The organism is Streptomyces sp. NPDC001770 (assembly GCF_053596135.1).
This window is the reverse complement of the sequence record NZ_JBSFFN010000032.1, coordinates 89,118-111,813: the sequence shown is the minus strand read 5'-3', so window position 1 is coordinate 111,813 and position 22,696 is coordinate 89,118. Positions and strand designations below refer to the sequence as shown.

The 22,696-nt window shown below is 69.2% G+C and carries 17 protein-coding genes; 12 read left to right on the top strand and 5 right to left on the bottom strand.

Translation table 11 applies throughout. The features are described from left to right. The coding region (locus ACWCSV_RS25950; RefSeq protein ID WP_451146078.1) for a helix-turn-helix domain-containing protein at nucleotides 1-476 on the bottom strand (476 nt) is incomplete at its 3' end. A gap of 371 nt (nucleotides 477-847) precedes the next feature. On the opposite strand from ACWCSV_RS25950, the gene ACWCSV_RS25945 reads away from it, so the two are divergent. From ACWCSV_RS25945 to ACWCSV_RS25925, 5 genes are all read left to right on the top strand, one after another. Further along, nucleotides 848-1,216: a nucleotide pyrophosphohydrolase gene (locus ACWCSV_RS25945; protein WP_451146076.1), complete on the top strand. Its 369-nt coding sequence runs from the start codon at nucleotides 848-850 to the stop codon at nucleotides 1,214-1,216. Beyond that, the gene (locus ACWCSV_RS25940; protein WP_451146074.1) at nucleotides 1,213-1,800 is read left to right on the top strand and encodes an HIT family protein; all 588 of its coding nucleotides are present in this window, start codon (nucleotides 1,213-1,215) and stop codon (nucleotides 1,798-1,800) included. Before ACWCSV_RS25945 ends, ACWCSV_RS25940 begins: the two co-directional genes overlap by 4 nt. A 121-nt stretch (nucleotides 1,801-1,921) precedes the next feature. Next, entirely contained in the window at nucleotides 1,922-2,884 is a 963-nt protein-coding gene (locus ACWCSV_RS25935) for a threonine/serine dehydratase (protein ID WP_451146072.1), read from the top strand. Between the two features lie 448 nt (nucleotides 2,885-3,332). After that, nucleotides 3,333-6,047, top strand: coding sequence for an aconitate hydratase AcnA (acnA, locus tag ACWCSV_RS25930; protein ID WP_451146070.1), 2,715 nt, complete (start codon nucleotides 3,333-3,335; stop codon nucleotides 6,045-6,047). A 265-nt stretch (nucleotides 6,048-6,312) separates the two neighbouring features. Next, nucleotides 6,313-7,188 carry a phosphotransferase family protein gene (locus ACWCSV_RS25925; RefSeq protein WP_451146092.1) on the top strand — a complete coding sequence of 292 codons (876 nt, stop codon included), beginning with the start codon at nucleotides 6,313-6,315 and terminating at the stop codon, nucleotides 7,186-7,188. A 109-nt stretch (nucleotides 7,189-7,297) separates the two neighbouring features. Here ACWCSV_RS25925 and ACWCSV_RS25920 read toward each other — a convergent pair whose 3' ends face one another. From ACWCSV_RS25920 to ACWCSV_RS25905, 4 genes are read right to left on the bottom strand one after another with little or no spacing between them, the layout of a single operon-like run. Beyond that, nucleotides 7,298-8,677: a GH1 family beta-glucosidase gene (locus ACWCSV_RS25920; protein ID WP_451146068.1), complete on the bottom strand. Its 1,380-nt coding sequence runs from the start codon at nucleotides 8,675-8,677 to the stop codon at nucleotides 7,298-7,300. Between the two features lie 9 nt (nucleotides 8,678-8,686). Next, nucleotides 8,687-9,550, bottom strand: a complete 864-nt coding sequence (locus tag ACWCSV_RS25915; protein WP_390957751.1) for a carbohydrate ABC transporter permease — start codon at nucleotides 9,548-9,550, stop codon at nucleotides 8,687-8,689. A 5-nt stretch (nucleotides 9,551-9,555) separates the two neighbouring features. Further along, nucleotides 9,556-10,524 carry a carbohydrate ABC transporter permease gene (locus ACWCSV_RS25910; RefSeq protein WP_451146066.1) on the bottom strand — a complete coding sequence of 323 codons (969 nt, stop codon included), beginning with the start codon at nucleotides 10,522-10,524 and terminating at the stop codon, nucleotides 9,556-9,558. An 11-nt stretch (nucleotides 10,525-10,535) separates the two neighbouring features. After that, nucleotides 10,536-11,798, bottom strand: coding sequence for an ABC transporter substrate-binding protein (locus ACWCSV_RS25905; protein ID WP_451146064.1), 1,263 nt, complete (start codon nucleotides 11,796-11,798; stop codon nucleotides 10,536-10,538). A gap of 728 nt (nucleotides 11,799-12,526) precedes the next feature. Here ACWCSV_RS25905 and yicI point away from each other — a divergent pair. The 7 genes from yicI to ACWCSV_RS25870 all read left to right on the top strand — a co-directional run bounded on the left by yicI (nucleotide 12,527) and on the right by ACWCSV_RS25870 (nucleotide 22,548). Next, the gene (gene yicI / locus ACWCSV_RS25900) at nucleotides 12,527-14,782 is read left to right on the top strand and encodes an alpha-xylosidase (protein ID WP_451146062.1); all 2,256 of its coding nucleotides are present in this window, start codon (nucleotides 12,527-12,529) and stop codon (nucleotides 14,780-14,782) included. Between the two features lie 227 nt (nucleotides 14,783-15,009). After that, a complete protein-coding gene (locus ACWCSV_RS25895) occupies nucleotides 15,010-15,645 on the top strand; it encodes a histidine phosphatase family protein (RefSeq protein WP_451146090.1) in 636 nt (211 codons plus the stop codon). Nucleotides 15,646-16,549: 904 nt separating this feature from the next. Beyond that, nucleotides 16,550-17,995, top strand: coding sequence for an N-acetylglucosamine/diacetylchitobiose ABC transporter substrate-binding protein (gene ngcE, locus ACWCSV_RS25890; RefSeq protein WP_451146060.1), 1,446 nt, complete (start codon nucleotides 16,550-16,552; stop codon nucleotides 17,993-17,995). 49 nt (nucleotides 17,996-18,044) lie between these two features. Then, nucleotides 18,045-18,965 (top strand): carbohydrate ABC transporter permease, encoded by a 921-nt coding sequence (locus tag ACWCSV_RS25885; protein ID WP_451146058.1) that lies wholly within the window; start codon nucleotides 18,045-18,047, stop codon nucleotides 18,963-18,965. After that, on the top strand, nucleotides 18,965-19,894 hold the full coding sequence (locus ACWCSV_RS25880) for a carbohydrate ABC transporter permease (protein ID WP_451146056.1): 930 nt from the start codon (nucleotides 18,965-18,967) through the stop codon (nucleotides 19,892-19,894). The genes ACWCSV_RS25885 and ACWCSV_RS25880 overlap by 1 nt, the downstream gene beginning before the upstream one ends. Nucleotides 19,895-20,108: 214 nt before the next feature. Beyond that, complete coding sequence (locus tag ACWCSV_RS25875) at nucleotides 20,109-21,308, top strand: ROK family transcriptional regulator (protein WP_390957736.1); 1,200 nt, start codon at nucleotides 20,109-20,111, stop codon at nucleotides 21,306-21,308. Between the two features lie 121 nt (nucleotides 21,309-21,429). Further along, a complete protein-coding gene (locus tag ACWCSV_RS25870) occupies nucleotides 21,430-22,548 on the top strand; it encodes a sugar ABC transporter substrate-binding protein (protein ID WP_451146054.1) in 1,119 nt (372 codons plus the stop codon). Nucleotides 22,549-22,696 lie beyond the last annotated feature (148 nt).

Sequence of the window (22,696 nt, the reverse complement as noted above, 5' to 3'; positions counted from 1 at the left end):
GCGTCGATCGCCTCCATGTCCAGCTGCGCGGGCGGCACGATCTCCAGGTCCACACCGCCGTTGATCCAGCGGGTGCGTACTCCGATGGAGTTGAGAACCTCCAGGAGCCGGAAGACCTCTTCGATGCGGGCGACGCGGCGCAGGACCGTACGGCCCTTGTTGAGGAGCGAGCCGCAGAGCAGCGCGACGCAGGCGTTCTTACTCGTCTTGACGTCGATGGCGCCCGAGAGGCGGCGGCCGCCGACGACCCGCAGGTGCATGGGGCCGGCGTACCCGAGCGACACGATCTCGCTGTCGAGAGCCTCGCCGATGCGGGCGATCATCTCAAGGCTGATGTTCTGGTTGCCGCGCTCGATGCGGTTGACGGCGCTCTGGCTGGTGGCGAGAGCCTCGGCCAATTGCGTCTGTGTCCAGCCCCGGTGCTGACGGGCGTCACGGATGAGCTTGCCGATGCGTACGAGGTAGTCGTCTGACATGTCGGCAGGCTATCTCACATATGAGATGTGCGTGCGTTCGGGCGGGGCGTTCGAGTGAAATGGTGACGAAGGTGTCGCACGGCCGTCCGTGGCACCGGGCGGGCGCACCCGGGATTCCGGGTCCCCGCCGCGGGGGAACGGTCGCCCAGGAGCGAACGTGACCCGCCGTCAGGGTTGCACGATCGCTCCATGAACGCATGGCCACCCGCCCGGCGCGGGGATGCCGGCCGATCCTGTCGTCCGTGTCCCGGGTCGGCCGGCCCCCGCGCGGCTCGCCGAGTTGCGGCAACGCCCCGGCAGTGCCCCGGGCAGTGCCCGACCCGGATAGAGCCCGTACGTACGGGTAGAGCCCGTACGTGGACCAGGAACACGTGGACCAGGAACCTGACGGGCTAGCGGCCCTCACCGAGCGCGCGATGCGGATTCACGCGCTGTACGACGAGCTGAATCTGGCGGCCCGCGGCCGCACCTGGAACCGGGAGGAGTTCATGCTCGGGTTCGTCGGGGACGTGGGGGACCTCGCCAAGCTCGTGATGGCGGAGGAGGGCGCGCGACCGCACCCCGCCGACGCGCCCGGTGGGCTCGCCCACGAGCTCGCGGACTGCCTGTGGTCCGTGCTGGTACTGGCCCGCCTGTACGGCGTCGACCTCGGGCGCGCGTTCGCCCGGACGATGTCCGAGCTGGAGGCCGCCATCGGGGCCGACCTGGAACGGGCGACGCGGCCCGGGGAGCGCGCATGACGGCGGAGGGATCGGGGGAGGGGCCGGGGGAGTCGGGGGAGCTGGGGGAGTCGGGGGAGCCCTTCGACCTGGCGGCGTACGAGGCGCGCGCCCGGAGCGGTCCGTGCTTCGTGTGCGCGGCGGTGACCCGGAGGCCCGGGTACCTGCACGAGGTGGTGTACGAGGACGCACTCCACATCGCGTTCCTGGACCGCTGGCCGACCCTCCCGGCGAAGGTGCTCGTGGCGCCCAAGGCGCACCTGGAGCACGTGGTCGCCGACCTCGACCGTGACGGGTTCCACCGGCTGATGGAGGTCGTCCGGCTGGTGGCGCGGGCCGTGGAGGCCGTCACCGCGCCCGAGCGGACGTACCTCTACTCGCTCGGGAGCCAGGAGGGCAACGCGCACGTCCACTGGCACGTCGCGGGGCTGCCTCCCGGCGTCCCGTACGCCGAGCAGCAGTTCCACGCCCTGATGGCCGAGAACGGCGTGCCGCACCGCTCCCCGGCGGACGAGCGGCGGCTCGGGCGGCGGATCAGGGAGGCGATCGGGGATGCGGTCGGGGATGCGGTCGCCGGGGCGGTCCGGGACCGTGCGCCGGGCTGAGCCGTTGGGGTGACGGCGGACGGGCGGCGACGGGCCGAAGACCACAGGGCCGACGGGGGTACGGCGGCGTAGGATGCGGAACCCGGTCACCCCGGCCCGGACCATGTGACGGAGGGCGAACATGCTGATCACTGTCGCGGACGTGGAAGCCGCCGCCGAAGGGATCGCCGGGCATGTCGTACGGACCCCGACCGTGCCGAGCCCGGGGCTGTCCGCGCTTTTGGGCGCGCCGGTCACCGCGAAGCTGGAACTCCTGCAGCGCACCGGCTCCTTCAAGGCGCGCGGCGCGACAGCGAAGCTGCTGACGCTCGGCGAGGCCCAACGGGCCGCCGGAGTCGTGGCGGTGAGCGGAGGCAACCACGGCATCGCGGTCGCGGTCATGGCCGGTGCGCTGGGCATCGGGGCGACCGTGGTCATGCCGCGCTCCGCCCCCGGCCGCGCCGTGGACATCGCCGAAACCTCCGGGGCGAGCGTCGTCCTCGCCGACACCATGCACGACGCGTTCGCCCTCGTGGACGAGTTCCGGGCCAAGGGACTCACCCTGGTCCACCCCTTCGACGACGCCGTCGTCATCGCGGCGCAGGGCACGGTCGGCCTGGAGCTCGCGGAGGACGCCGGGGAGCTCACCGACGTACTCGTCAGCATCGGCGGAGGAGGACTCGTCTCCGGGGTCGCCACCGCGCTGCACGCGCGCCGTCCCGGTGTGCGGATCTGGGGCGTGGAGACCGAAGGCGCGCGAGCCATGGCGGCGGCCCTGGCCTCCGGCGGCCCGGTGCCGGTCGAGCTGTCTTCGGTCGTCTCGACCTTGAGCGCCCCCAGCGCCTCGCAGCTCACGTACGAGCATGTCTCGGCGCTGGTCACCGAGGTCCTCACGGTGACCGACGCCGAGGCCGTGCGGGGCGCGCTCGACCTGGCCGAACACGCGAAGGTCTGGGCGGAGCCGGCCGCCGGATGTCTGCTGCCCGCGGCGCGCCAGGTTCTGGAGCGCGTCGGCGGGGACGCCAGGATCGGCCTGGTGGTCTGCGGAGGGAACACGACGGCCGCCGACATGACCGCCTGGGCCGATCGATTCGGTCTGCGCTGACCGTTCGGGCTCGGGCAGTGGCCGTCAGGTGTCGTACCGACCGTCCCAGGGAGCGGAGAAGCCGAGGCGCACCTGCCTCGGGGGGCCTCGACCCGCGGGACGAACTGGAACGCGCGGTGCCGGAACTGCCCGGCCGCCGCCCCGTGACCGGCAGGTGCCGGCTTCCGGGCCGAACGAGACAGGGCGCCGAGATCGAACGAGACAAGGTCGCCGAGATCGAGCCCCGGTGAACACGGGCGCCCGGGCATGACCGTTCGACGGCGATGTACTAGAGTTATCTCGACATCGAGATATCTGCCGAGGCGCACCGCAGCCGCCGCCCGGTAAGGGTTACCTAACTAACCCTTACCTTAGCGGATCGGCGAGAGGTCGTAGGCGGCACCACACGGCGCCCGCCGTGAGTGAGGCGCGGCGCGGTAGTACGCGCACATTGATGAAGGAGACTGTCGTGTCGGCGAACAGCTTCGACGCCCGCAGCACGCTGCGCGTGGGCGACGAGTCGTACGAGATCTTCCGGCTGGACAAGGTGGAGGGCTCCGCTCGCCTCCCGTACAGCCTGAAGGTGCTGCTGGAGAACCTCCTCCGCACCGAGGACGGCGCGAACATCACCGCCGACCACATCCGGGCGCTGGGCGGCTGGGACTCCCAGGCCCAGCCGAGCCAGGAGATCCAGTTCACGCCGGCCCGCGTGATCATGCAGGACTTCACCGGCGTTCCCTGCGTCGTGGACCTCGCCACCATGCGTGAGGCCGTGAAGGAGCTCGGCGGCGACCCGGCGAAGATCAACCCGCTGGCCCCGGCCGAGCTGGTCATCGACCACTCCGTCATCGCCGACAAGTTCGGTACCAACGACGCGTTCGCCCAGAACGTCGAGCTGGAGTACGGCCGGAACAAGGAGCGCTACCAGTTCCTGCGCTGGGGCCAGACCGCCTTCGACGAGTTCAAGGTCGTCCCCCCGGGCACCGGCATCGTGCACCAGGTCAACATCGAGCACCTGGCCCGTACGGTCATGGTCCGCGGCGGCCAGGCGTACCCCGACACCCTCGTCGGCACCGACTCGCACACCACGATGGTCAACGGCCTCGGCGTGCTGGGCTGGGGCGTCGGCGGCATCGAGGCCGAGGCCGCGATGCTCGGCCAGCCGGTCTCCATGCTCATCCCGCGCGTCGTCGGCTTCAAGCTGACCGGCGAGCTGCCGGCCGGCACCACCGCCACCGACCTCGTGCTCACGATCACCGAGATGCTGCGCAAGCACGGCGTCGTCGGCAAGTTCGTCGAGTTCTACGGTGAGGGCGTCGCCGCCACTTCGCTGGCCAACCGCGCCACCATCGGCAACATGTCGCCGGAGTTCGGTTCCACCGCCGCGATCTTCCCGATCGACGACGAGACCCTGAACTACCTGCGCCTGACCGGCCGCGACGCCCAGCAGGTCGCGCTCGTCGAGGCGTACGCCAAGGAGCAGGGCCTCTGGCTGGACCCGGCCGCCGAGCCGGACTTCTCCGAGAAGCTGGAGCTCGACCTCTCCACGGTCGTTCCCTCCATCGCCGGCCCGAAGCGCCCGCAGGACCGCATCATCCTCGCCGACGCCAAGGCGCAGTTCGCCCAGGACGTGCGCAACTACGTCTCGGACGACGAGGAGTCGGGCAAGGAGTCCTTCCCGGCCTCCGACTCCCCGGCCGCCGCCAATGGCGTCCCGTCGAACCCGACCACGGTCACGGCCCCCGACGGCACCACGTACGAGATCGACCACGGCGCCGTCACCGTCGCCGCGATCACCTCCTGCACCAACACCTCGAACCCGTACGTCATGGTCGCCGCGGCGCTCGTGGCGAAGAAGGCGGTCGAGAAGGGCCTGACCCGCAAGCCGTGGGTCAAGACCACCCTCGCCCCGGGCTCGAAGGTCGTCACCGACTACTTCGACAAGGCGGGCCTGACCCCGTACCTCGACAAGGTCGGCTTCAACCTCGTCGGCTACGGCTGCACCACCTGCATCGGCAACTCCGGCCCGCTGCCGGAAGAGGTCTCCAAGGCGGTCAACGAGCACGACCTGGCCGTGACCTCGGTGCTCTCCGGCAACCGCAACTTCGAGGGCCGGATCAACCCCGACGTCAAGATGAACTACCTGGCGTCCCCGCCGCTGGTCGTCGCGTACGCCATCGCCGGTTCGATGAAGGTCGACATCACCAAGGACGCCCTCGGGGTCGACCAGGACGGCAAGCCGGTCTTCCTGGCGGACATCTGGCCGTCCGAGGCCGAGGTGAACGACGTCGTCGCCAACTCCATCGGCGAGGACATGTTCAACAAGTCCTACCAGGACGTCTTCGCGGGCGACGCCCAGTGGCAGGCGCTGCCGATCCCGACCGGCAACACCTTCGAGTGGGACTCCGAGTCCACCTACGTCCGGAAGCCCCCGTACTTCGAGGGCATGACGATGGAGACGACTCCGGTCGAGGACATCACCGGCGCCCGGGTGCTCGCCAAGCTCGGCGACTCGGTCACCACCGACCACATCTCCCCGGCCGGTGCGATCAAGGCCGACACCCCGGCCGGCAAGTACCTCACGGAGCACGGCATCGAGCGTCGTGACTTCAACTCCTACGGCTCGCGCCGTGGCAACCACGAGGTCATGATCCGCGGCACGTTCGCCAACATCCGCCTGCGCAACCAGATCGCGCCGGGCACCGAGGGCGGCTTCACCCGCGACTTCACCCAGGCCGACGGCCCGGTGTCGTTCATCTACGACGCCTCCCAGAACTACCAGGCCGCCGGCACCCCGCTGGTCATCCTGGCGGGCAAGGAGTACGGCTCCGGTTCGTCCCGCGACTGGGCAGCCAAGGGCACCGCGCTGCTGGGCGTCAAGGCCGTCATCGCCGAGTCGTACGAGCGCATCCACCGCTCGAACCTCATCGGCATGGGCGTCCTCCCGCTCCAGTTCCCGGAGGGCCACACCGCCGAGACCCTCGGCCTCACCGGCGAGGAGACCTTCTCCTTCACCGGCGTGACCGTGCTGAACGACGGCACCACCCCGCGCACGGTCAAGGTCACCACCGACACCGGTGTGGAGTTCGACGGCGTCGTCCGCATCGACACGCCCGGCGAGGCGGACTACTACCGCAACGGCGGCATCCTGCAGTACGTGCTCCGCAGCCTGATCCGCAAGTAGGCCCGAGCGGCGCGCACACCGCGCCGCGTGAAGCCGACGAAGGGGCCGCACCACCCCGGACGAGAGTCCGGCGGGGGTGCGGCCCCTTCCGCGTGCCCGTACAGTGCCCGGGTCGTCGCGGTCGTCGTGGCGGGGAGAGGCGGTTCGGAACGTGGCATCCGGGGTGGGGACGAGGGAACGGCTGGCGGGCGCGGCGCGGGACGCGCTGGGCGGAGGACGACGGCTGGAGGCGGTCGAGCGGGTCACGGGCGGCAGCAAGAAGGGCGTGTACCGCCTGGTGATGGACGACGCGACGACGGCGGTCGCCTACCTGTGGGACGAGGCCGAGAACTACTGGCCCGCCGCCGAGGGCGACGACGACCTCACCGACCCGTTCTCGCCCGGCCTCGGGATCGATCTGTTCCACGCCGCGCACGCGCGTCTGGACGCCCTCGGTGTCCGCGTCCCGGCGCTCCGCCTCCTCGACCGTGACGGCGCCCACGGCGAGGGCGGCCTCGCGATCGTGGAGGACCTCCGCGGAGAGAGCCTGGAAGAGCTGCTGGCGCGCGACCGGCACGCCGCCGGCCCGGTCATGGCCCGGCTCGCGGAATCGCTGAGGGCCATGCGGGGACACCGGGCACCGGCGTACGGCAAGGTGGCCGTGGTCGACGGCGGAGGAACCTCGCGCGGTTCCTCGTGCGAGGAGGTCGTCCTCGGCCGAGCCCTGCGCGACCTCGCCGAGGCGGCCTCCCGCGATCCCCGGATCGCGGACGCCCGCGACCGGCTGGAGGAGCGGCTGCGCGGCCTGGCGGCGGAGGTGCGGCCGCGCGCGGAGTACGCGGTGGTCCACGGTGAACTGGGCCCCGACCACGTACGCGTGGACGTGAACGGCAACCCTGTGGTCATCGACATCGAGGGGGTGATGTACTTCGACGTCGAGTGGGAGCACGTCTTCCTGCGCATCCGCCTGCACGACGCCTACCGGCCGCTGGAGGCGGACGGGCTAGACGAGGACCGGCTCGCGCTGTACATGCTCGCCCAGCGGCTCTCGCTGACAGCGGGCCCGCTGCGTCTGCTCGACGGAGACTTCCCCGACCGGGCCTTCATGGCGGGCATCGCCGAGTACAACCTGAAACGGGCGCTGGAGCTGGTCCGTCTCTGAACTCCCGCCGCCGCACGGCCCGTCGCACACAGAAACGGGGCCGCCGCACATGTTCAGCACATGCGGGGCGGCCCCGTTCACCGTTCCGGCCCGACCGGAACGGAAGACCCTACGAGCGGTGGGCCTTGATCAGCTCCTGGTACCAGCGGTAGCTGTCCTTCGGGGTGCGCTCCTGGGTGTCGTAGTCGACCCGGATGATCCCGAACCGCTTCGCGTACCCGAGGGCCCACTCGAAGTTGTCCAGCAGCGACCAGACGTAGTAGCCCTGGACCTCCACCCCGGCGTCCATGGCGGCCTTGAGCGCCGTCAGGTGGTCGCGCAGGTACTCGACGCGGTCCGTGTCGTGCACGGCGCCGTCCGCGTCGACGGTGTCGTACTCGGCCGAGCCGTTCTCCGTGATGTGGATGGGCGGCAGGGCGTCGCCGTAGGTCTTCTTCAGATCCGTCAGCAGATCGGTGAAGGTCTCCGGCACGACCGGCCAGCCCATCGCCGTGCGGCGGACATCCGGGTACTCCGTCTCGCGGAGCCGGTTGTCGGTCGCCACCCGCAGCGCCGGGTCGGCCTCGCGGTACGGGGCGTCGGCGACGACGATCGGGCGGTAGTAGTTGATGCCCAGGAAGTCGAGCGGCTGGGAGATCAGCTCCAGGTCGCCGTCGAGCCGGAAGTCCTGGCTGGTGATGAGCTCGCCCCAGGTCTCCTCGTCGCTCGCCGGGTAGCGGCCTGCCAGGATCGGCTCGGTCCACACCAGGTTGTGCTGGGTGTCCGCGCGGAGCACCGCACCGCGGTCCGCGTCGGTGTCGGCCGCCGGGAGGTTGCGGTCCAGGTTGAGGGTGATGCCCGCGTCGCGGACGCCCGCGGCGCGCAGCGCCTTCATGGCCAGGCCGTGGCCGACCAGCAGGTGGTGCGCGGCGGCCAGCGCGCCGGTGCCCTCCTTGGCACCCGGGGCGTGCCGGCCCACCGAGTAGCCGAGGAAGGCGCTGCACCAGGGCTCGTTGAGGGTGATCCAGCGCGGCACCCGGTCGGCCAGGTGCTCGGCCACGATCGAGGTGAACTCGCCGAAGCGCTCCGCCGTCTCACGGACCCGCCAGCCGCCCTTGTCCTCCAGGGCCTGCGGAAGGTCCCAGTGGTAGAGGGTGGCCGCCGGCTCGATGCCCGCTTCGAGCAGGTTGTCGACCAGACGCGAGTAGAAGTCCAGGCCCTTGGCGTTGGCCGGGCCGCTGCCGGTCGGCTGGATGCGGGGCCAGGCTATGGAGAAACGGTACGAGTCCACGCCCAGGTCGCGCAGGAGCGCCACGTCCTCGGGGTAGCGGTGGTAGTGGTCGCAGGCCACGTCACCCGTGTCGCCGCCGTCCGTACGTCCCGGCGTGTGGCTGTAGGTGTCCCAGATCGAGGGGCCGCGGCCGTCCTCGGTCACCGCGCCCTCGATCTGGTACGACGCGGTGGCCGCACCGAACACGAAACCCGGAGGGAAGACAGGGAACTCACTCATGAAAAGCCCTTACTTGACCGAGCCGCCGGTGATCCCGGCGGCGATGTACTTCTGGGACAGGACGAGCAGCACGGCTGCCGGGATCGCCGACAGCACCGCCGCGGACATGACCGAGCCCCAGTCTCCGACGTGCGCACCGATGTACTGGTAGATGCCGAGGGTGATCGGCTTCACGTCGTCCGTTGTGTTCAGTGTGAGGGCAAACATGAAGTCGCTCCAGGCGTACAGGAACGAGAACAGCCCGGCGGTGATCAGGGAGTTGCGGCTCATCGGCAGAACAACCTGGACAAAGGTACGGAACTTGCCCGCGCCGTCGACCTCGGCGGCCTCGATGACCTCGCGCGGGATCGCCACCATGAACGAGCGCATCAGCACGATCGCGAACGGGATGCCCAGCGAGGCGTCCGCCAGCATCAGACCGGCGTACGAGTTGACCAGCCCCAGGTCCACGTAGGCGCTGTACAGGGCGTTGGCGATGACGATGCCGGGGACCATCTGCGTGATCAGGGTGCCGAACACGACGGTCTTCGTACCGCGCAGCTTGAACTGGGCGAGCCCGTAGGCGGCCGGCGCGGAGAACGCGAGGCAGATGACCACGGCGCCGAGCGCGACGCCGAGCGAGGTCAGCAGGTGCCCGCCCTGCTCCTTGAACGCGGAGCTGAAGCCCGAGAAGTCCAGGCTGTGCGGGACCGGGGAGACCTCCAGCAGACCGGACTCCGGCTGGAGAGCCGTGTTGACCATCCAGTAGAGCGGGAAGAGCATCACGCAGAGGATGACGATGCCGATGATCGTCGCGCCCCAGCGGCGCTTCGGCCGGTTCTCGGCCGGGCTGCCCGGAGTGCGGGCCGAAACGGCGGGAGTGGTGGTCGCCATGCCGTTCACTTCCCCTCGTTGCGGTTGGCCCGCAGGTAGAACACCGCGAAGACGGCGGAGATCAGGATCAGGATGTTGCCGACCACCGCGCCCGCGCCGAAGTCAAGCTGGGCGAAGGAGTTCTGGTACGTCAGGGTGCCCAGGGTCTGGGTGGAGTCGGCGGGACCGCCGTCGGTCAGGGCGAGGACCAGGTCCAGGATCTTGATGGTCGACATGAAGCCCAGGACCAGCACCACGGTGATGACCGGCTTCAGCAGCGGCAGGGTGATCGAGCGGAACTGGCGCCAGGCGGAGGCGCCGTCGAGCGAGGCCGCCTCGTACATCTCCTTGGGGACCTCCTGGAGGCCGCCGTACAGGATCACCATGTTGAACGGGATGCCGATCCAGATGTTCACCATGATGACCGAGATCAGCGCCATGCCGGTGCTGCTCAGCCAGGGGGTGTCACCGGCGCCGAACAGGCCGAGGAAGGAATTGAGCACGCCGGTGTCCTGGTCGAGGATGCGGCGCCAGACGACACCGGACACGACCATCGGGACCAGCCAGGGCAGCAGGATCAGCGACCGCAGCACCCCGTTGAGGGGGAAGCGGCGGTTGAAGAACACCGCGAGGGCGAGGCCGATGCAGAACTGCCCGATCAGCGAACCGATCGTGAAGAGGATCGTCTGCCAGAGGGCCTTGCCGAACAGATCGTCCTGGAAGACGTTCTTCCAGTTGTCGAGCCCGTTGAAGGGCGCCTCACCCGTGAAGAAGGTGGACGGCGTGTAGTGCTGGAAGCTCATCACCACGTTGCGGACGAGCGGGTAGCCGAAGAACAGCAGCATGAAGATCACGGCGGGGGCGATGAACCCCCACTGGGCCAGCGTGCGGCGGCGCTTGAGCGAGCCCGGCTTCGGACGCCTGGCCGCGGGCGCCGCCACGGGTGCGGACGCTCCGGACGCGGCAGCGGGTGCGGAAGCAGCGGTTGAAGACATGTTCGGATACCTCAGTTCCCGCTCGCGACACGCTGCTGGGCGTGGTGGAGGGCCGACTCACTGGACTGGCCGGTGAGGGCCGACTGGAAGGCGCTCTGCAGGGCCAGGGACACGGAGGTCCAGCCGGAGCCGAGCTGCGCGGTGCGCGAGCGGGCGGTGGCCACCTGGTCGGCGAGCGAGCTGAGCGACGGCACCTTCTTGCGCCACACGGCGGCGGCCTTCTCGTTGGCCGGGATCATCCAGCTGTTCAGCGCGTAGGTGACCTCCTCCTGCTCGCTGGTCATGCAGTTGACGATCTTCGCGGAGGTCTTCTCCCGCGCGGTGTCGCCGACGTCCGGGATGGTCAGCATCCCGCCGCCCAGCGGACCCACCGAGTCCTCGCCGGCCTTCGGCACGGGGATCTGCGCGATGCCCCAGTGCAGGTTCTTCTTCGTGTTGAGCGTCTCGACCTGCCACGGACCGTTGATCATCATGGCCGCGTTGCCCGCCATGAACTGGTCGTTGACGTCGGCCTGGGTCCAGTTGACGGTGGACTTGGAGAGGGAGCCGTCCTTGATGAGGGACTTCCAGTAGTCCAGCGCCTGGACCACCTGCGGCGAGTCGAGGTCGGTCTCGTCGCCGCCGTTGGACCACATGAACGGCGTGAACTGGTAGACCCCGTCCTCCGCGCCGCCCGCGCTGAGCGCGATGCCGTAGCTCCCCTTCTTGGTGAGCTGCTTGGCGGTGGCCTGCATCTCGGCCCAGGTGGTGGGCACCGGCAGCCCGGCCTTGTCGAGGATGTCCTTGTTGTAGAAGAGCGCGAGGGTGTTCACCGTGCGCGCCGCCCCGTAGTACGTGCCCTTGTACGAGCCGTAGTCGAGGATGCCCTGGGGGATGTCCGCGGTGGAGACGCCCAGCTTCTTCAGGTCGAGCAGTCCGCCGGTCTCGGCGAACGTCGGCATCTCGGAGCCGTCGAACTGGATGATGTCGGGCAGCGACTTCGAGGAGGCCATCCGCAGCGACTTCGTCATGACCTGCGCGGCCGGTACGGACTGCTGCTCGATGGTGACGCCCAGCTGCTTGCTGCAGCGCTGCAGGGTCGCGGCGTCCCAGCCGTGGTACGAGTCGTCCGTCGAGGAATTCAGGACGGTGAACACGCTCGCGTCCCGCTGCTGGCCGCAGCCGGAGAGGGCTACGGCGCCGACGAGCGCGGAGACAACGGTGAGCGGGACGATGACCCGCCGGTCGAGACGGCGGCGCCGCTGGCGCGATCCGTCCGTTATGTGTGCTGTCACGAGGGATGCCCTTGCGTGGGGAGTGGGCCGGGCTCCGGGAGGCAACGGTGTCTCCGGGAGGGGTGTGTACTCCGGGTACGGGTCCGGCTGGTTCCGTACCCGGCGGAGGGTGATCCGCGCGCACGCGCGCGGGTCACCCCGGCCGTTGGATCAGTGGAACCGGTCCGCGGAAGCGGAAGCGGTGGTGAAGCGGTCCGACATGTCTGCCTCGTGGTCGACGGGCCGGACGGCCCCTCGGCCGCCGGTCTATTTGTTCACTAGAAGTACTAATACATCTGAAGTTGTTGTCGCACCAGACCTCTTCTGTGACACAACGGTCACTCCGGGGCAACTTCACCGTCGTGTGCCGGTCCACATCGCCCTGAGTGTCGATATTCCGGGTCGATCCAGAGCAATCGCAGTGCATTTGTTTTGTGTACGATCAAATGAGACTCCCGGGAACTGGCAGGTCGACGGCCGTACGCGGCCCGCCACGGTGGTGCCGTGCGCGCGGCGCCCGGAAGACCGGGGACGTGCGCAGGCTCCCCGGCCGGGCCGTGAGCGTCCCCGCATCCCGGCGTCCCCGTACCTCCGGAAGGCGAACCCCGGACCGACCCAGCAGACCGAACCCGCAGACCGGACCCCGGGCCGACCGCCCGGACCGGACCTCCGGGCTCCCGAGCCCCCGGGTTCCCGAACCCGCGGACTCCCGATCCTCCGAACCACTGCAGAACGGCTAAGGACCCCCCATGAAGTTCACCGACGGCTTCTGGCAGATGCGGGACGGTGTGGTCGCCTCGTACGCCACCGAACTCCGCGATCTGCGCCTGGACACCGACCGGCTCACCGCCTACGCCGCGGTCAAGCGCGTCGAGCGGCGCGGCGACACGCTCAACGCCCCGCTCATCACGGTCGAGGCGTACTCGCCCGCCGAGGGCGTCATCGGCGTGCGGGTCACCCACCTCGCCGGCAGGCGCAACCCCGGTCCGGAGTTCGGCCTGCCCGGCGCCACCGGGGACGCGACGGCCACCACCCGCCGGGAGAACGGCGCCGCCGAGCTCACCAGCGGCCCGCTCACCCTGCGGCTCTCCGACTCGGGCGCCTTCGGCCTGGACTTCCTGGACGGCGAGGGCCGCCTGCTGACCGCCGCCGGCCGCAAGGGCACCGCCTTCGCCACCGTGCCGGACGGCGGCCACCACATGGCCGTGCAGCTCGCCCTCGGTGTCGGCGAGACCATCCACGGGCTCGGCGAGCGCTTCACCCCGTACGTGAAGAACGGCCAGGTCGTCGACATCTGGCAGGCGGACGGCGGCACCAGCAGCGAGCAGGCGTACAAGAACATCCCGTTCTACCTCTCGTCGCGCGGCTACGGCGTCTTCGTCAACCACCCCGGCAAGGTCTCCTTCGAGGTCGGCTCCGAGGCCGTGGGGCAGGTGCAGTTCAGCGTCGAGGACCAGACGCTGGAGTACTTCGTCATCGCCGGACCCACGCCCAAGGACGTCCTCGCCCGCTACACCGCCCTCACCGGCCGCCCTGCGCTCCCCCCGGCCTGGTCCTTCGGCCTCTGGCTGACGACCTCGTTCACCACCTCGTACGACGAGAAGACCGTCACCTCGTTCGTCGAGGGCATGGCCGACCGGGGCATCCCGCTCTCCGTCTTCCACTTCGACTGCTTCTGGATGCGCGAGTACCAGTGGTCGGACTTCGAGTGGGACCCGGAGGTGTTCCCGGACCCGGTCGGCATGCTCGCCCGGCTCAAGGCGCGGGGCCTGCGGATCTGCCTCTGGATCAACCCGTACATCGCGCAGAAGAGCGCCCTGTACGCGGAAGGTGCCGATAAGGGCTACTTCGTCCGCACCGCCGGCGGCGACGTCTGGCAGTGGGACAAGTGGCAGGCCGGCATGGCGCTGGTCGACTTCACCAACCCCGAGGCGACCGCCTGGTTCCAGAGCAAGCTCAAGGTGCTGCTCGACCAGGGTGTCGACGGCTTCAAGACGGACTTCGGCGAGCGCATCCCCACGGACGTGGTCTGGCACGACGGCTCCGACCCCGAGCGGATGCACAACTACTACACGCACCTGTACAACAAGGCCGTCTTCGAACTCCTGGAGAAGGAGCGCGGCCAGGGCGAGGCCGTCCTCTTCGCCCGCTCGGCGACCGCCGGCGGCCAGCAGTTCCCCGTCCACTGGGGCGGCGACTGCTGGTCCTCCTTCGGCGCGATGGCCGAGTCGCTGCGCGGCGGGCTCTCGCTGAGCCTCTCCGGTTTCGGCTTCTGGAGCCACGACATCGGCGGCTTCGAAGGCACTCCCGACCCGGCCGTCTTCAAGCGCTGGCTGGCCTTCGGCCTCCTCTCCTCGCACAGCCGGCTGCACGGCTCCTCGTCCTACCGCGTGCCGTGGGAGTTCGGCGACGAGGCGGTGGACGTGGCCCGGCAGTTCACCGAGCTGAAGCACCGTCTGATGCCGTACCTGTACGGAGCCGCCGTGGAGGCCCACCGCACCGGCGTCCCGGTGATGCGCCCGATGCTGCTGGAGTTCCCGGACGACCCGGCGACCCGCACGGTGGACCGGCAGTACCTGCTCGGCGGGGACGTGCTGGTGGCCCCGGTCTTCACCGAGGACGGGCAGGTCGAGTACTACGTCCCCGAGGGCACCTGGACGCACCTGCTCTCCGGCGAGACGGTCACCGGACCGGCCTGGCGCCAGGAGACCCACGGCTTCGACAGTCTCCCGCTGCTGGTCAGGCCCGGCGCGGTCCTGCCGCTCGGCGCGGACGTCTCGCGCCCGGACGGCGACTGGCTGGAGGGGCTCGAACTGCGCGTGTACGCCCCCGCAGGCACCGGTGACTTCACCCGCACGGTCACCGTCCCCGACCTCACCGGCGCTCCCGCGGCGACCTTCCAGGTGGTCCGCGAGGGCGAGACGGTCCGTGTGACCTCGGACACGGCCCGCCCGTACACCGTCGAGCTCGTGGGCGAGGACTCCCTGCGCGTGGTCCGCGGCTGATTCGTATACGACCCGGAAACGACCCCGATACGGCCACCGCCCCCGGTGACGCGCCCTTCCCGCCCGCGCGTCACCGGGGGCGGTGCGCGCGCGGGCGGGTGGGCCGCAGGCCGCGGCAGGGCCCCCCGCGGGCGGGCGCGTCGCGGGGGCGGCGGTCCGTACGGAATGCGATCGTGGTCCGGCGGGTTTGCATGATCGCAGCGACACGCACGAAGAACGGACGCACCATGGGCGAGTTGATCCTGATCCGGCACGGCGAGACCGAATGGTCCCGGAACGGCCGGCACACCAGCTACACCGATCTGCCGCTCACCGAGTTCGGCGAGACCCAGGCCCGCGCGCTCGTCCCGCTCCTCGCGGACCGGCAGATCGGGCTCAGCCTCGTCAGCCCCTCGGTCCGCGCCCGCCGCACCGCCGAACTGGCCGGGCTCACCTCGCCCCGCATCATCCCGGAGCTGCGCGAATGGGACTACGGCGGCTACGAGGGCATCACCACCGTCGACATCCACCGCACCCGCCCCCTCTGGAACCTCTGGACCGACGGGGTCGAGGCAGGTCCCACCGCGCACCCGGGTGAGAGCCCGGCCGAGATCGGCGAGCGGGCCGACAAGGTGCTCGCCGGGGTACGCGCGACGGCCGAGGGCCTCGCGAGCGACGAGGACATCGTGCTCGTCGCGCACTCCCACTTCCTGCGCGTGCTCACCGCCCGCTACCTGGACCTTCCCCCGGCCGGCGGCAACCTCTTCCAGCTGGCCACCGGGGCGATCTCCCGGCTCGGCACGGAGCACGGGCAGCCCGTGATCACCGCCTGGAACCTGGCCCTGCCCGAGAGCCTCGTCCGCGAGGTCCGCCGGGAGCGTTGAGCCCGCCCGTGCGCCACGGCCGCTGAGCCCGCCCATGCGTCGCGTCCGTTGAGCCCGCCCGTGCGCCACGGCCGCTGAGTGGCGGCGGGCGGTCGCGTGCACCGCGCCCGAGGAACACCTGAGTAGAACGGCCGGCACCGGAGGACACGGTGCCGGCCGTTCTGCTCTGGTGATCCTCGCGGGCCTGCCGGGCCCCTTCCGCGTCCGCCGGGCCGTTCCGCTTCGGCCCGTACGGTCTTGTTGCCTTCATTTCTTGCACGTTCGGGAATTGAACGCAGTCGCACCGATGATGTGGGTGTACGACATGGACTCGCCCGATTCGTCCGGATCGAATTCCTCGCGCTCCAGGCGGATATCGCGCGTGTTTCCCGTCCTGATCGGTGTTTGACGCCATTTGTTGTGACCCGGGCAGTGGGGATTTCGCCGGAAACGGGCACTCCGGGCGCCCCGTGCGGACCCGTGTGACGGTCGGGTGATCCCGTGTTTCCGGGCGGTTACGGGAGAGGTGCCGGGCGAATCGTCGAAATACCGGAAATGCTGCCGCCGGGCCCAGGGCGCACGGTGCCGACGTATCCGCGAGGTCTCAACTCGGGAAAGACTCCCGGGCAAACCTGCATTCGATCTTGCTCCTCCGGCCGCAAGTGGACTATACCTGTCGGCGTCTGCACAGCCGTTTCACACGGTTGCGCACTCGGAGGGGTGCGGGGGAGCGGTACGAGGCACGCCTTGAGCTGCTTCGCTGTACGTTCTTCCGACACGCCAGGCCGAGCCAGGCAATCCGGTACGTCTCTCTGCATGACCCAAGCGCAACCGACCGCGCGGTGGCGGGACCCTTCGCCTGAGGCGAGATCTCGACGGGTGACCGGTACACCGCCTGAGTCCTGATGAAGGTGAGGACTTGAGCATGGGATCGACCTCCGCCCACAACAATGAGGGTCTCGGCCGTCGCGATCTGATCAAGCGGTCCGCCGCTCTCGGCGTGATCACCGTTCCCACGATGAGCTTCCTGGCGTCCTGTGCCAGTGGCGACAGCGGCTCCGACGAGAAGGTCGAGAAGGGCACCAAGTCGGCGGAGAACCCGCTGGCCGTCAACGAGAGCGCACCGCTCGAACTGGTCATCTTCGACGGCGGGTTCGGCACCAAGTACGCCGAGGACGCCAAGGCCGTCTACGAGAAGACCTACCCCAAGGCCAAGGTCACGTTCTCCAAGACGCAGAAGATCCAGTCGGTCCTCCAGCCGCGCTTCAACGGCGGTACTCCGCCGGACCTGATCGACAACTCCGGTGCCCAGCAGATGGACATGGGCGTCCTGGTCGGCAAGAAGCAGCTCGCGGACCTGACTCCGCTGCTCGACTCCCCGTCCATCGACGACCCGAGCAAGACGGTGCGCGACACCCTGCGCCCGGGAATCGTCGAGATGGGCCAGTTCGACGGCGACCCGGTCTGGATCATGTACTACGCCTACACCGTCTACGGCGTCTGGTACTCGCAGACCGCCCTGGACAAGCTCGACGCGACGTACCCGGAGAACTGGGACGACATGCTCGCGCTCTGCGCGAAGGCGAAGAAGAAGGGCATCGCCGGCTGGACCTACGCCGGCAAGTACCCCTACTACCTGCCGTTCTCGCTCTACCCCTTCATCGCCAAGATCGGCGGCTCGGAGGTGCTCGACGCCATCGACAACCTGGAGCCGAAGGCGTGGGAACACCCCGCCGTCAAGGCCGCGTTCGAGGCGTACTACGAGCTCTACAAGAAGGGCTACGTCCTGGAGGGCACCCCGGGTCTCGACCACCGCGGCTCGCAGGGCGCGTGGGCCAACGGCAAGGCGCTCTTCATCCCCAACGGCTCCTGGGTGGAGAACGAGGAAGCCGCCATCATCCCCAAGGACTTCAAGCTGTCCGTGGGCGCTCCCTCCAGCCTCGACTCCTCGGACAAGATGCCGTTCGGCACCATCTGGGCGTCCGGCGGTGAGCCCTTCATCGTCCCGGCCAACGCGAAGAACGCCGAGGGCGGCATGGAGCAGCTGCGCATCATGCTCAGCGAGGCCTCCTCGAAGTCCTTCACCACCAGCACCAAGTCCCTGTCCGCCTACAACGGCGGCACCGACGGCATCGAGCTGTCGGACGGCCTCAAGTCCGGTGTCGCCGCGCTGGAGAAGGCCGGGACCAACGTCGTCAACCCGCGCCTGCAGGACTGGTACGTGAAGCTCCAGAAGGAGCAGATCGGCGTCTCCGGTCTCGGCGAGATGATGGCCGGCCGCGCGACCCCCGCCGAGGCGATCAAGAAGATCCAGGGCTACGCGGACGCGGCGGCCAAGGACCAGTCCATCAAGCACTTCAAGCACCAGTGATCCACGCGTCACCAGCGGCGGCACGGCAGGAAGGTCGGAGTCGGTAACGATGCAGCACGGTAAATACCGGTTCATAGTCGGGTTCTTGATCGCCCCGATGGCGTTGTACGTCATCTTCGTCGTCTGGCCCTTCATCCAGTCCATCTACTACTCGTTCACGGACTGGACGGGGCTGAGCCCCGACTTCGAGATGGTCGACTTCGACAACTACACCAAGATGTTCAAGGACGACGTCTTCTGGAAATCGCTGGAGCACAGTGTGCTGCTGGCGATCCTGCTGCCGCTGGTGACGCTGGGGCTCGCCCTCTTCTTCGCCTTCATGCTCAATGTGGGCGGCCGGCGCCGAAAGGGCGCGGTCATCTCGGGCGTGCGCGGATCGGGTTTTTACAAGATCGCCTACTTCTTCCCACAGGTTCTCTCCATCGCGATCGTGGCGATCCTCTTCCAGTTCGCCTTCGACCCCGCCCAGGGCATGATCAACGGCTCGCTGAAGGCGTTCGGATTCGAGCACCTGCCGAACTGGCTCGGCGACCCGAAGCTCGCGCTCTGGTGCATCATGGCGGTCCTCGTCTGGTGCACGACCGGCTTCTTCGTGGTGCTCTTCTCGGCGGGCATGGCGTCCATCCCGAAGGACTTCTACGAGGCGGCCTTGCTGGACGGGGCGAGCAGGTTCACCACGTTCTTCCGGATCACGCTCCCGCTGCTCTGGGACACCGTGCAGTCGGGCTGGGTCTACATGGGCATCCTCGCGCTGGGCGCTGAGGGGTTCGCGGTGGTGAACATCATGAGCGTCGGGCCCGGCGGGCCGGACTACTCGACCACCGTCCTGCCGCTGTACGTCTACCAGGCGGCGTTCCGTGACGGACAGGCCGGATACGCGACCACGATCGGCGTCGCCCTGCTCCTCGTGACCCTGGCGTTCGCCGCCGTCGTCATGAAGCTGGGCCGGCGCGAGCGGCTGGAGTACTGATGAAGACCACTGACACCCCGCCCGCCCTCCGCGAGGAGGCCGGAATCCCCGGTCAGCGGAGCGCCGGGGCCGGCTCCGCGGGCACGTCCCGGGCGAAGCGCGGCGAGGGACACGTCCTCAACGTGTTCTCGCACGGCGTGCTCGTCATCTGGGCGGTCCTGGTGATCCTGCCGCTGTTCTGGGCCGTGATGTCCGCCTTCAAGTCGGACAAGGCCATCTTCAACTCCCCGTGGGCGCTGCCCGACTCCCTGAGCTTCGACGCCTGGGGACGGGCCTGGAACCAGGCGCACATGAGCGAGTACTTCCTCAACACCGTCCTGGTGGTCGGGGGATCGCTCATCGGCACGCTGGTGCTGGGTTCGATGGCCGCGTACGTACTGGCCCGGTTCGAGTTCCCCGGCAACCGGTTCATCTACTACTTGTTCGTCGGCGGCATGAGCTTCCCGGTCATGCTGGCCCTGGTCCCGCTGTTCTACGTCATGGACAACATGGGGCTGCTGAACACGATCCACGGCCTGATCCTCGTGTACATCGCGTACTCGCTGCCGTTCACCGTGTTCTTCCTGACCTCGTTCTTCCGCACCCTGCCGACCTCGGTCGCGGAGGCGGCGCTGATCGACGGCGCTTCGCACACCCGGACCTTCTTCCAGGTGATGCTGCCGATGGCGAGGCCGGGGCTGATCAGCGTCGGGATCTTCAACTTCCTCGGGCAGTGGAACCAGTACATGCTGCCCACGGTGCTGAACACCGACCCGGACAAGCGGGTGCTCGCGCAGGGCCTGGTGGAGCTCTCCACCAGCCAGGGGTACAAGGGGGACTACTCCGGGCTGTTCGCCGGACTCGTGATCGCCATGCTTCCCGTCCTCGCCGCGTACATCGTCTTCCAGCGGCAGGTGGTGGCCGGCCTGACCGCCGGAGCACTCAAGTAGCACCGCCGCTTCATCCAGGCTTCACCACGGAACCGCCCGACCGCCTCCGGCCGTTGGGCGGTTTCGTCCGTGTTCCCCCGAATTCGGCCGGCCTCATGTGGGGAGGTGCCGCGCTCATACGGGCTCCGCACGCTCAAGGTCTTGACGGGGCACACCCTGGAACGGTCAGCTATTGGTTCACATGTTAGAGAAAACGGCAGGAGTGAGTGAGTCGATGGAGACTCCGGGGTCGCAGACATCTCTGCATAGGGCCAATCTCGAGCGGGTCGTACGTGCCGTGCGCATGGCGGGGTCACTCACCCAGGCGGAAATCGCCAGGAGTACCGGCCTCTCCGCGGCCACCGTCTCCAACATCGTGCGCGAGCTGAAGGACGGCGGCACCGTCGAGGTGACCCCCACCTCGGCGGGCGGCCGCAGGGCCAGGAGCGTCTCGCTCAGCGGCGACGCGGGCGTCGTGATCGGGGTGGACTTCGGCCATACGCACCTCCGGGTGGCGATCGGCAACCTGGCCCACCAGGTCCTCGCCGAGGAGTCCGAACCGATGGACGTGGACGCCTCCTCCGCGGAGGGGTTCGGACGGGCGGAAGCGCTGGTCAACCGGCTGATCCGGACCACCGGGATCGGGCAGGACAAGATCATCGGGGTGGGGCTCGGAGTGCCCGGCCCGATCGACGTGGAGTCGGGCACCCTCGGCTCCACGTCGATCCTGCCGGGATGGACGGGCATCAATCCCAGCGCGGAGCTCGCCACCCGCCTCGGCGTGCCCGTCTACGTCGACAACGACGCCAACCTCGGGGCCCTGGGGGAGCTGGTCTGGGGGAGCGGGCGGGGGGTCCGGGACCTCGCGTACATCAAGGTCGCCAGCGGGGTGGGGGCCGGTCTGGTGATCAACGGGGCGATCTACCGGGGGCCCGGGGGGACCGCCGGCGAGATCGGCCACATCACCCTCGACGAGGCCGGTCCGGTCTGCCGCTGCGGCAACCGCGGATGCCTGGAGACCTTCACCGCCGCCCGGTACGTCCTGCCGCTCCTGCGGCCCAGCCACGGACCGGACTTGACCATGGACCGGGTCGTCCAACTGGCCCGCGAGGGCGACCCGGGGTGCCGCCGGGTGATCGCCGACGTAGGCCGGCACATCGGCAGCGGCGTGGCGAACCTGTGCAACCTCCTCAACCCCAGCCGGGTCGTACTCGGCGGATCGCTGGCGGAGGCAGGGGAGTTGGTCCTCGGACCCATCCGCGACTCCGTCGCGCGCTACTCGATCCCGAGCGCCGCGCGACAGCTCTCGGTACTTCCCGGGGCGCTCGGCGGCCGGGCCGAGGTGCTCGGCGCGCTGGCCCTCGTACTGAGCGAGATGGGCGATTCGACCCTGTTGGAGGCCACTCTCTCGCCCGGCACTCCTGCCTTCACTTAGATAACGAATGGCACCGTTGTCATCTCGTTAAGTATTTACTCCTTGACGCCGCCCTTGCGGCCGAGTTGACTTCCGTCCACCTCGGCCGCAACGTCGCGGCCTCGTCAGGGAGGTTCGAGTTATGAACACGCGTATGCGTCGTGCCGCTGTCGCCGTTGCCGCCACCGCCATGGCGGTCTCGCTTGCCGCTTGTGGGAGCGCCAAGGAGTCCGGTGGCAAGTCGGACGACACGTCGTCCGCCAAGAAGGGCGACGACCTCAAGATAGGTCTGCTCCTTCCGGAGAACGCCACCGCTCGTTACGAGCAGTTCGACAAGCCGATCATCGAGAAGAAGATCAGCGAGCTCACCGGCGGCAAGGCGAAGGTCGTCTACAGCAACGCCAAGCAGGACGCCACGCTGCAGGCGCAGCAGGTCGAGACCATGATCACCAACAAGGTCGACGCCCTCATCATCGACGCGGTGGACTCCAAGTCGATCGCCAACAGCGTGCAGAAGGCCAAGGACGCGGGCATCCCCGTCGTCGCCTTCGACCGCCTCGCCGAGGGCCCCATCGACGCCTACACCTCCTTCGACAACGAAGAGGTCGGCCGGGTCCAGGGCAAGGCCCTCCTCGAGGCGCTGGGCGACAACGCCTCCAAGGGCCAGATCGTCATGATGAACGGCGCGATCACCGACCCGAACGCCGCACTCTTCAAGAAGGGCGCCAAGTCCGTCCTGGACGGCAAGGTGACCGTCGGCAAGGAGTACGACACCAAGGAGTGGAAGCCGGAGAACGCCAACGCCAACATGGAGGCGGCGATCACGGCTCTCGGCAAGGACAAGATCGTCGGCGTCTACTCCGCCAACGACGGCATGGCCGGCGGTATCATCACCGCCCTCAAGGCCTCCGGCCTGAAGACCCTCCCGCCGGTCACCGGTCAGGACGCCGAGCTCGCGGGTGTTCAGCGCATCGTCGCCGGTGAGCAGTTCATGAGCGTCTACAAGCCGTACGCCCCGGAGGGTGAGGCCGCCGCCACCATGGCCGTCTCGCTGGCCAAGGGCGAGAAGATCGCCGCGTCGGTCGCCACCTCCACGGTGGACAGCCCCACCACCAAGGGTGTCCCGACCTACCTCGTCCCGGTCGTCTCGCTGACCAAGGACAACATCAAGGACACGGTCATCGAGGACGGCGTCTACACCGCCGCCCAGATCTGCGCCGGCCAGTACAAGGCCGCCTGCGACGCGATCGGCCTGAAGTAGTCCCACCCGCCGGACCCCGCCGCCGCCTCCACGCGGCCGGCGGGGCCCTGGCAGGGACCGGCCCCGCCCCGGTGGAGCAGCCGGCCCCGGGCCCGCCGCTCAGCGGCCCGCCCGCCCGAAGCCTGTCCGGCGCCCCGCCCCTTCATCA

Coding starts and splice junctions, on each gene's coding strand:
- ACWCSV_RS25875 (WP_390957736.1), top strand. CDS start 20,109: ATGGAGACTCCGGGGTCGCAGACATCTCTGCATAGGGCCAATCTCGAG.
- yicI (WP_451146062.1), top strand. CDS start 12,527: ATGAAGTTCACCGACGGCTTCTGGCAGATGCGGGACGGTGTGGTCGCC.
- ACWCSV_RS25870 (WP_451146054.1), top strand. CDS start 21,430: ATGAACACGCGTATGCGTCGTGCCGCTGTCGCCGTTGCCGCCACCGCC.
- ACWCSV_RS25915 (WP_390957751.1), bottom strand. CDS start 9,550: ATGGCGACCACCACTCCCGCCGTTTCGGCCCGCACTCCGGGCAGCCCG.
- ACWCSV_RS25885 (WP_451146058.1), top strand. CDS start 18,045: ATGCAGCACGGTAAATACCGGTTCATAGTCGGGTTCTTGATCGCCCCG.
- ACWCSV_RS25940 (WP_451146074.1), top strand. CDS start 1,213: ATGACGGCGGAGGGATCGGGGGAGGGGCCGGGGGAGTCGGGGGAGCTG.
- ACWCSV_RS25880 (WP_451146056.1), top strand. CDS start 18,965: ATGAAGACCACTGACACCCCGCCCGCCCTCCGCGAGGAGGCCGGAATC.
- ACWCSV_RS25920 (WP_451146068.1), bottom strand. CDS start 8,677: ATGAGTGAGTTCCCTGTCTTCCCTCCGGGTTTCGTGTTCGGTGCGGCC.
- ngcE (WP_451146060.1), top strand. CDS start 16,550: ATGGGATCGACCTCCGCCCACAACAATGAGGGTCTCGGCCGTCGCGAT.
- ACWCSV_RS25910 (WP_451146066.1), bottom strand. CDS start 10,524: ATGTCTTCAACCGCTGCTTCCGCACCCGCTGCCGCGTCCGGAGCGTCC.
- ACWCSV_RS25895 (WP_451146090.1), top strand. CDS start 15,010: ATGGGCGAGTTGATCCTGATCCGGCACGGCGAGACCGAATGGTCCCGG.
- ACWCSV_RS25935 (WP_451146072.1), top strand. CDS start 1,922: ATGCTGATCACTGTCGCGGACGTGGAAGCCGCCGCCGAAGGGATCGCC.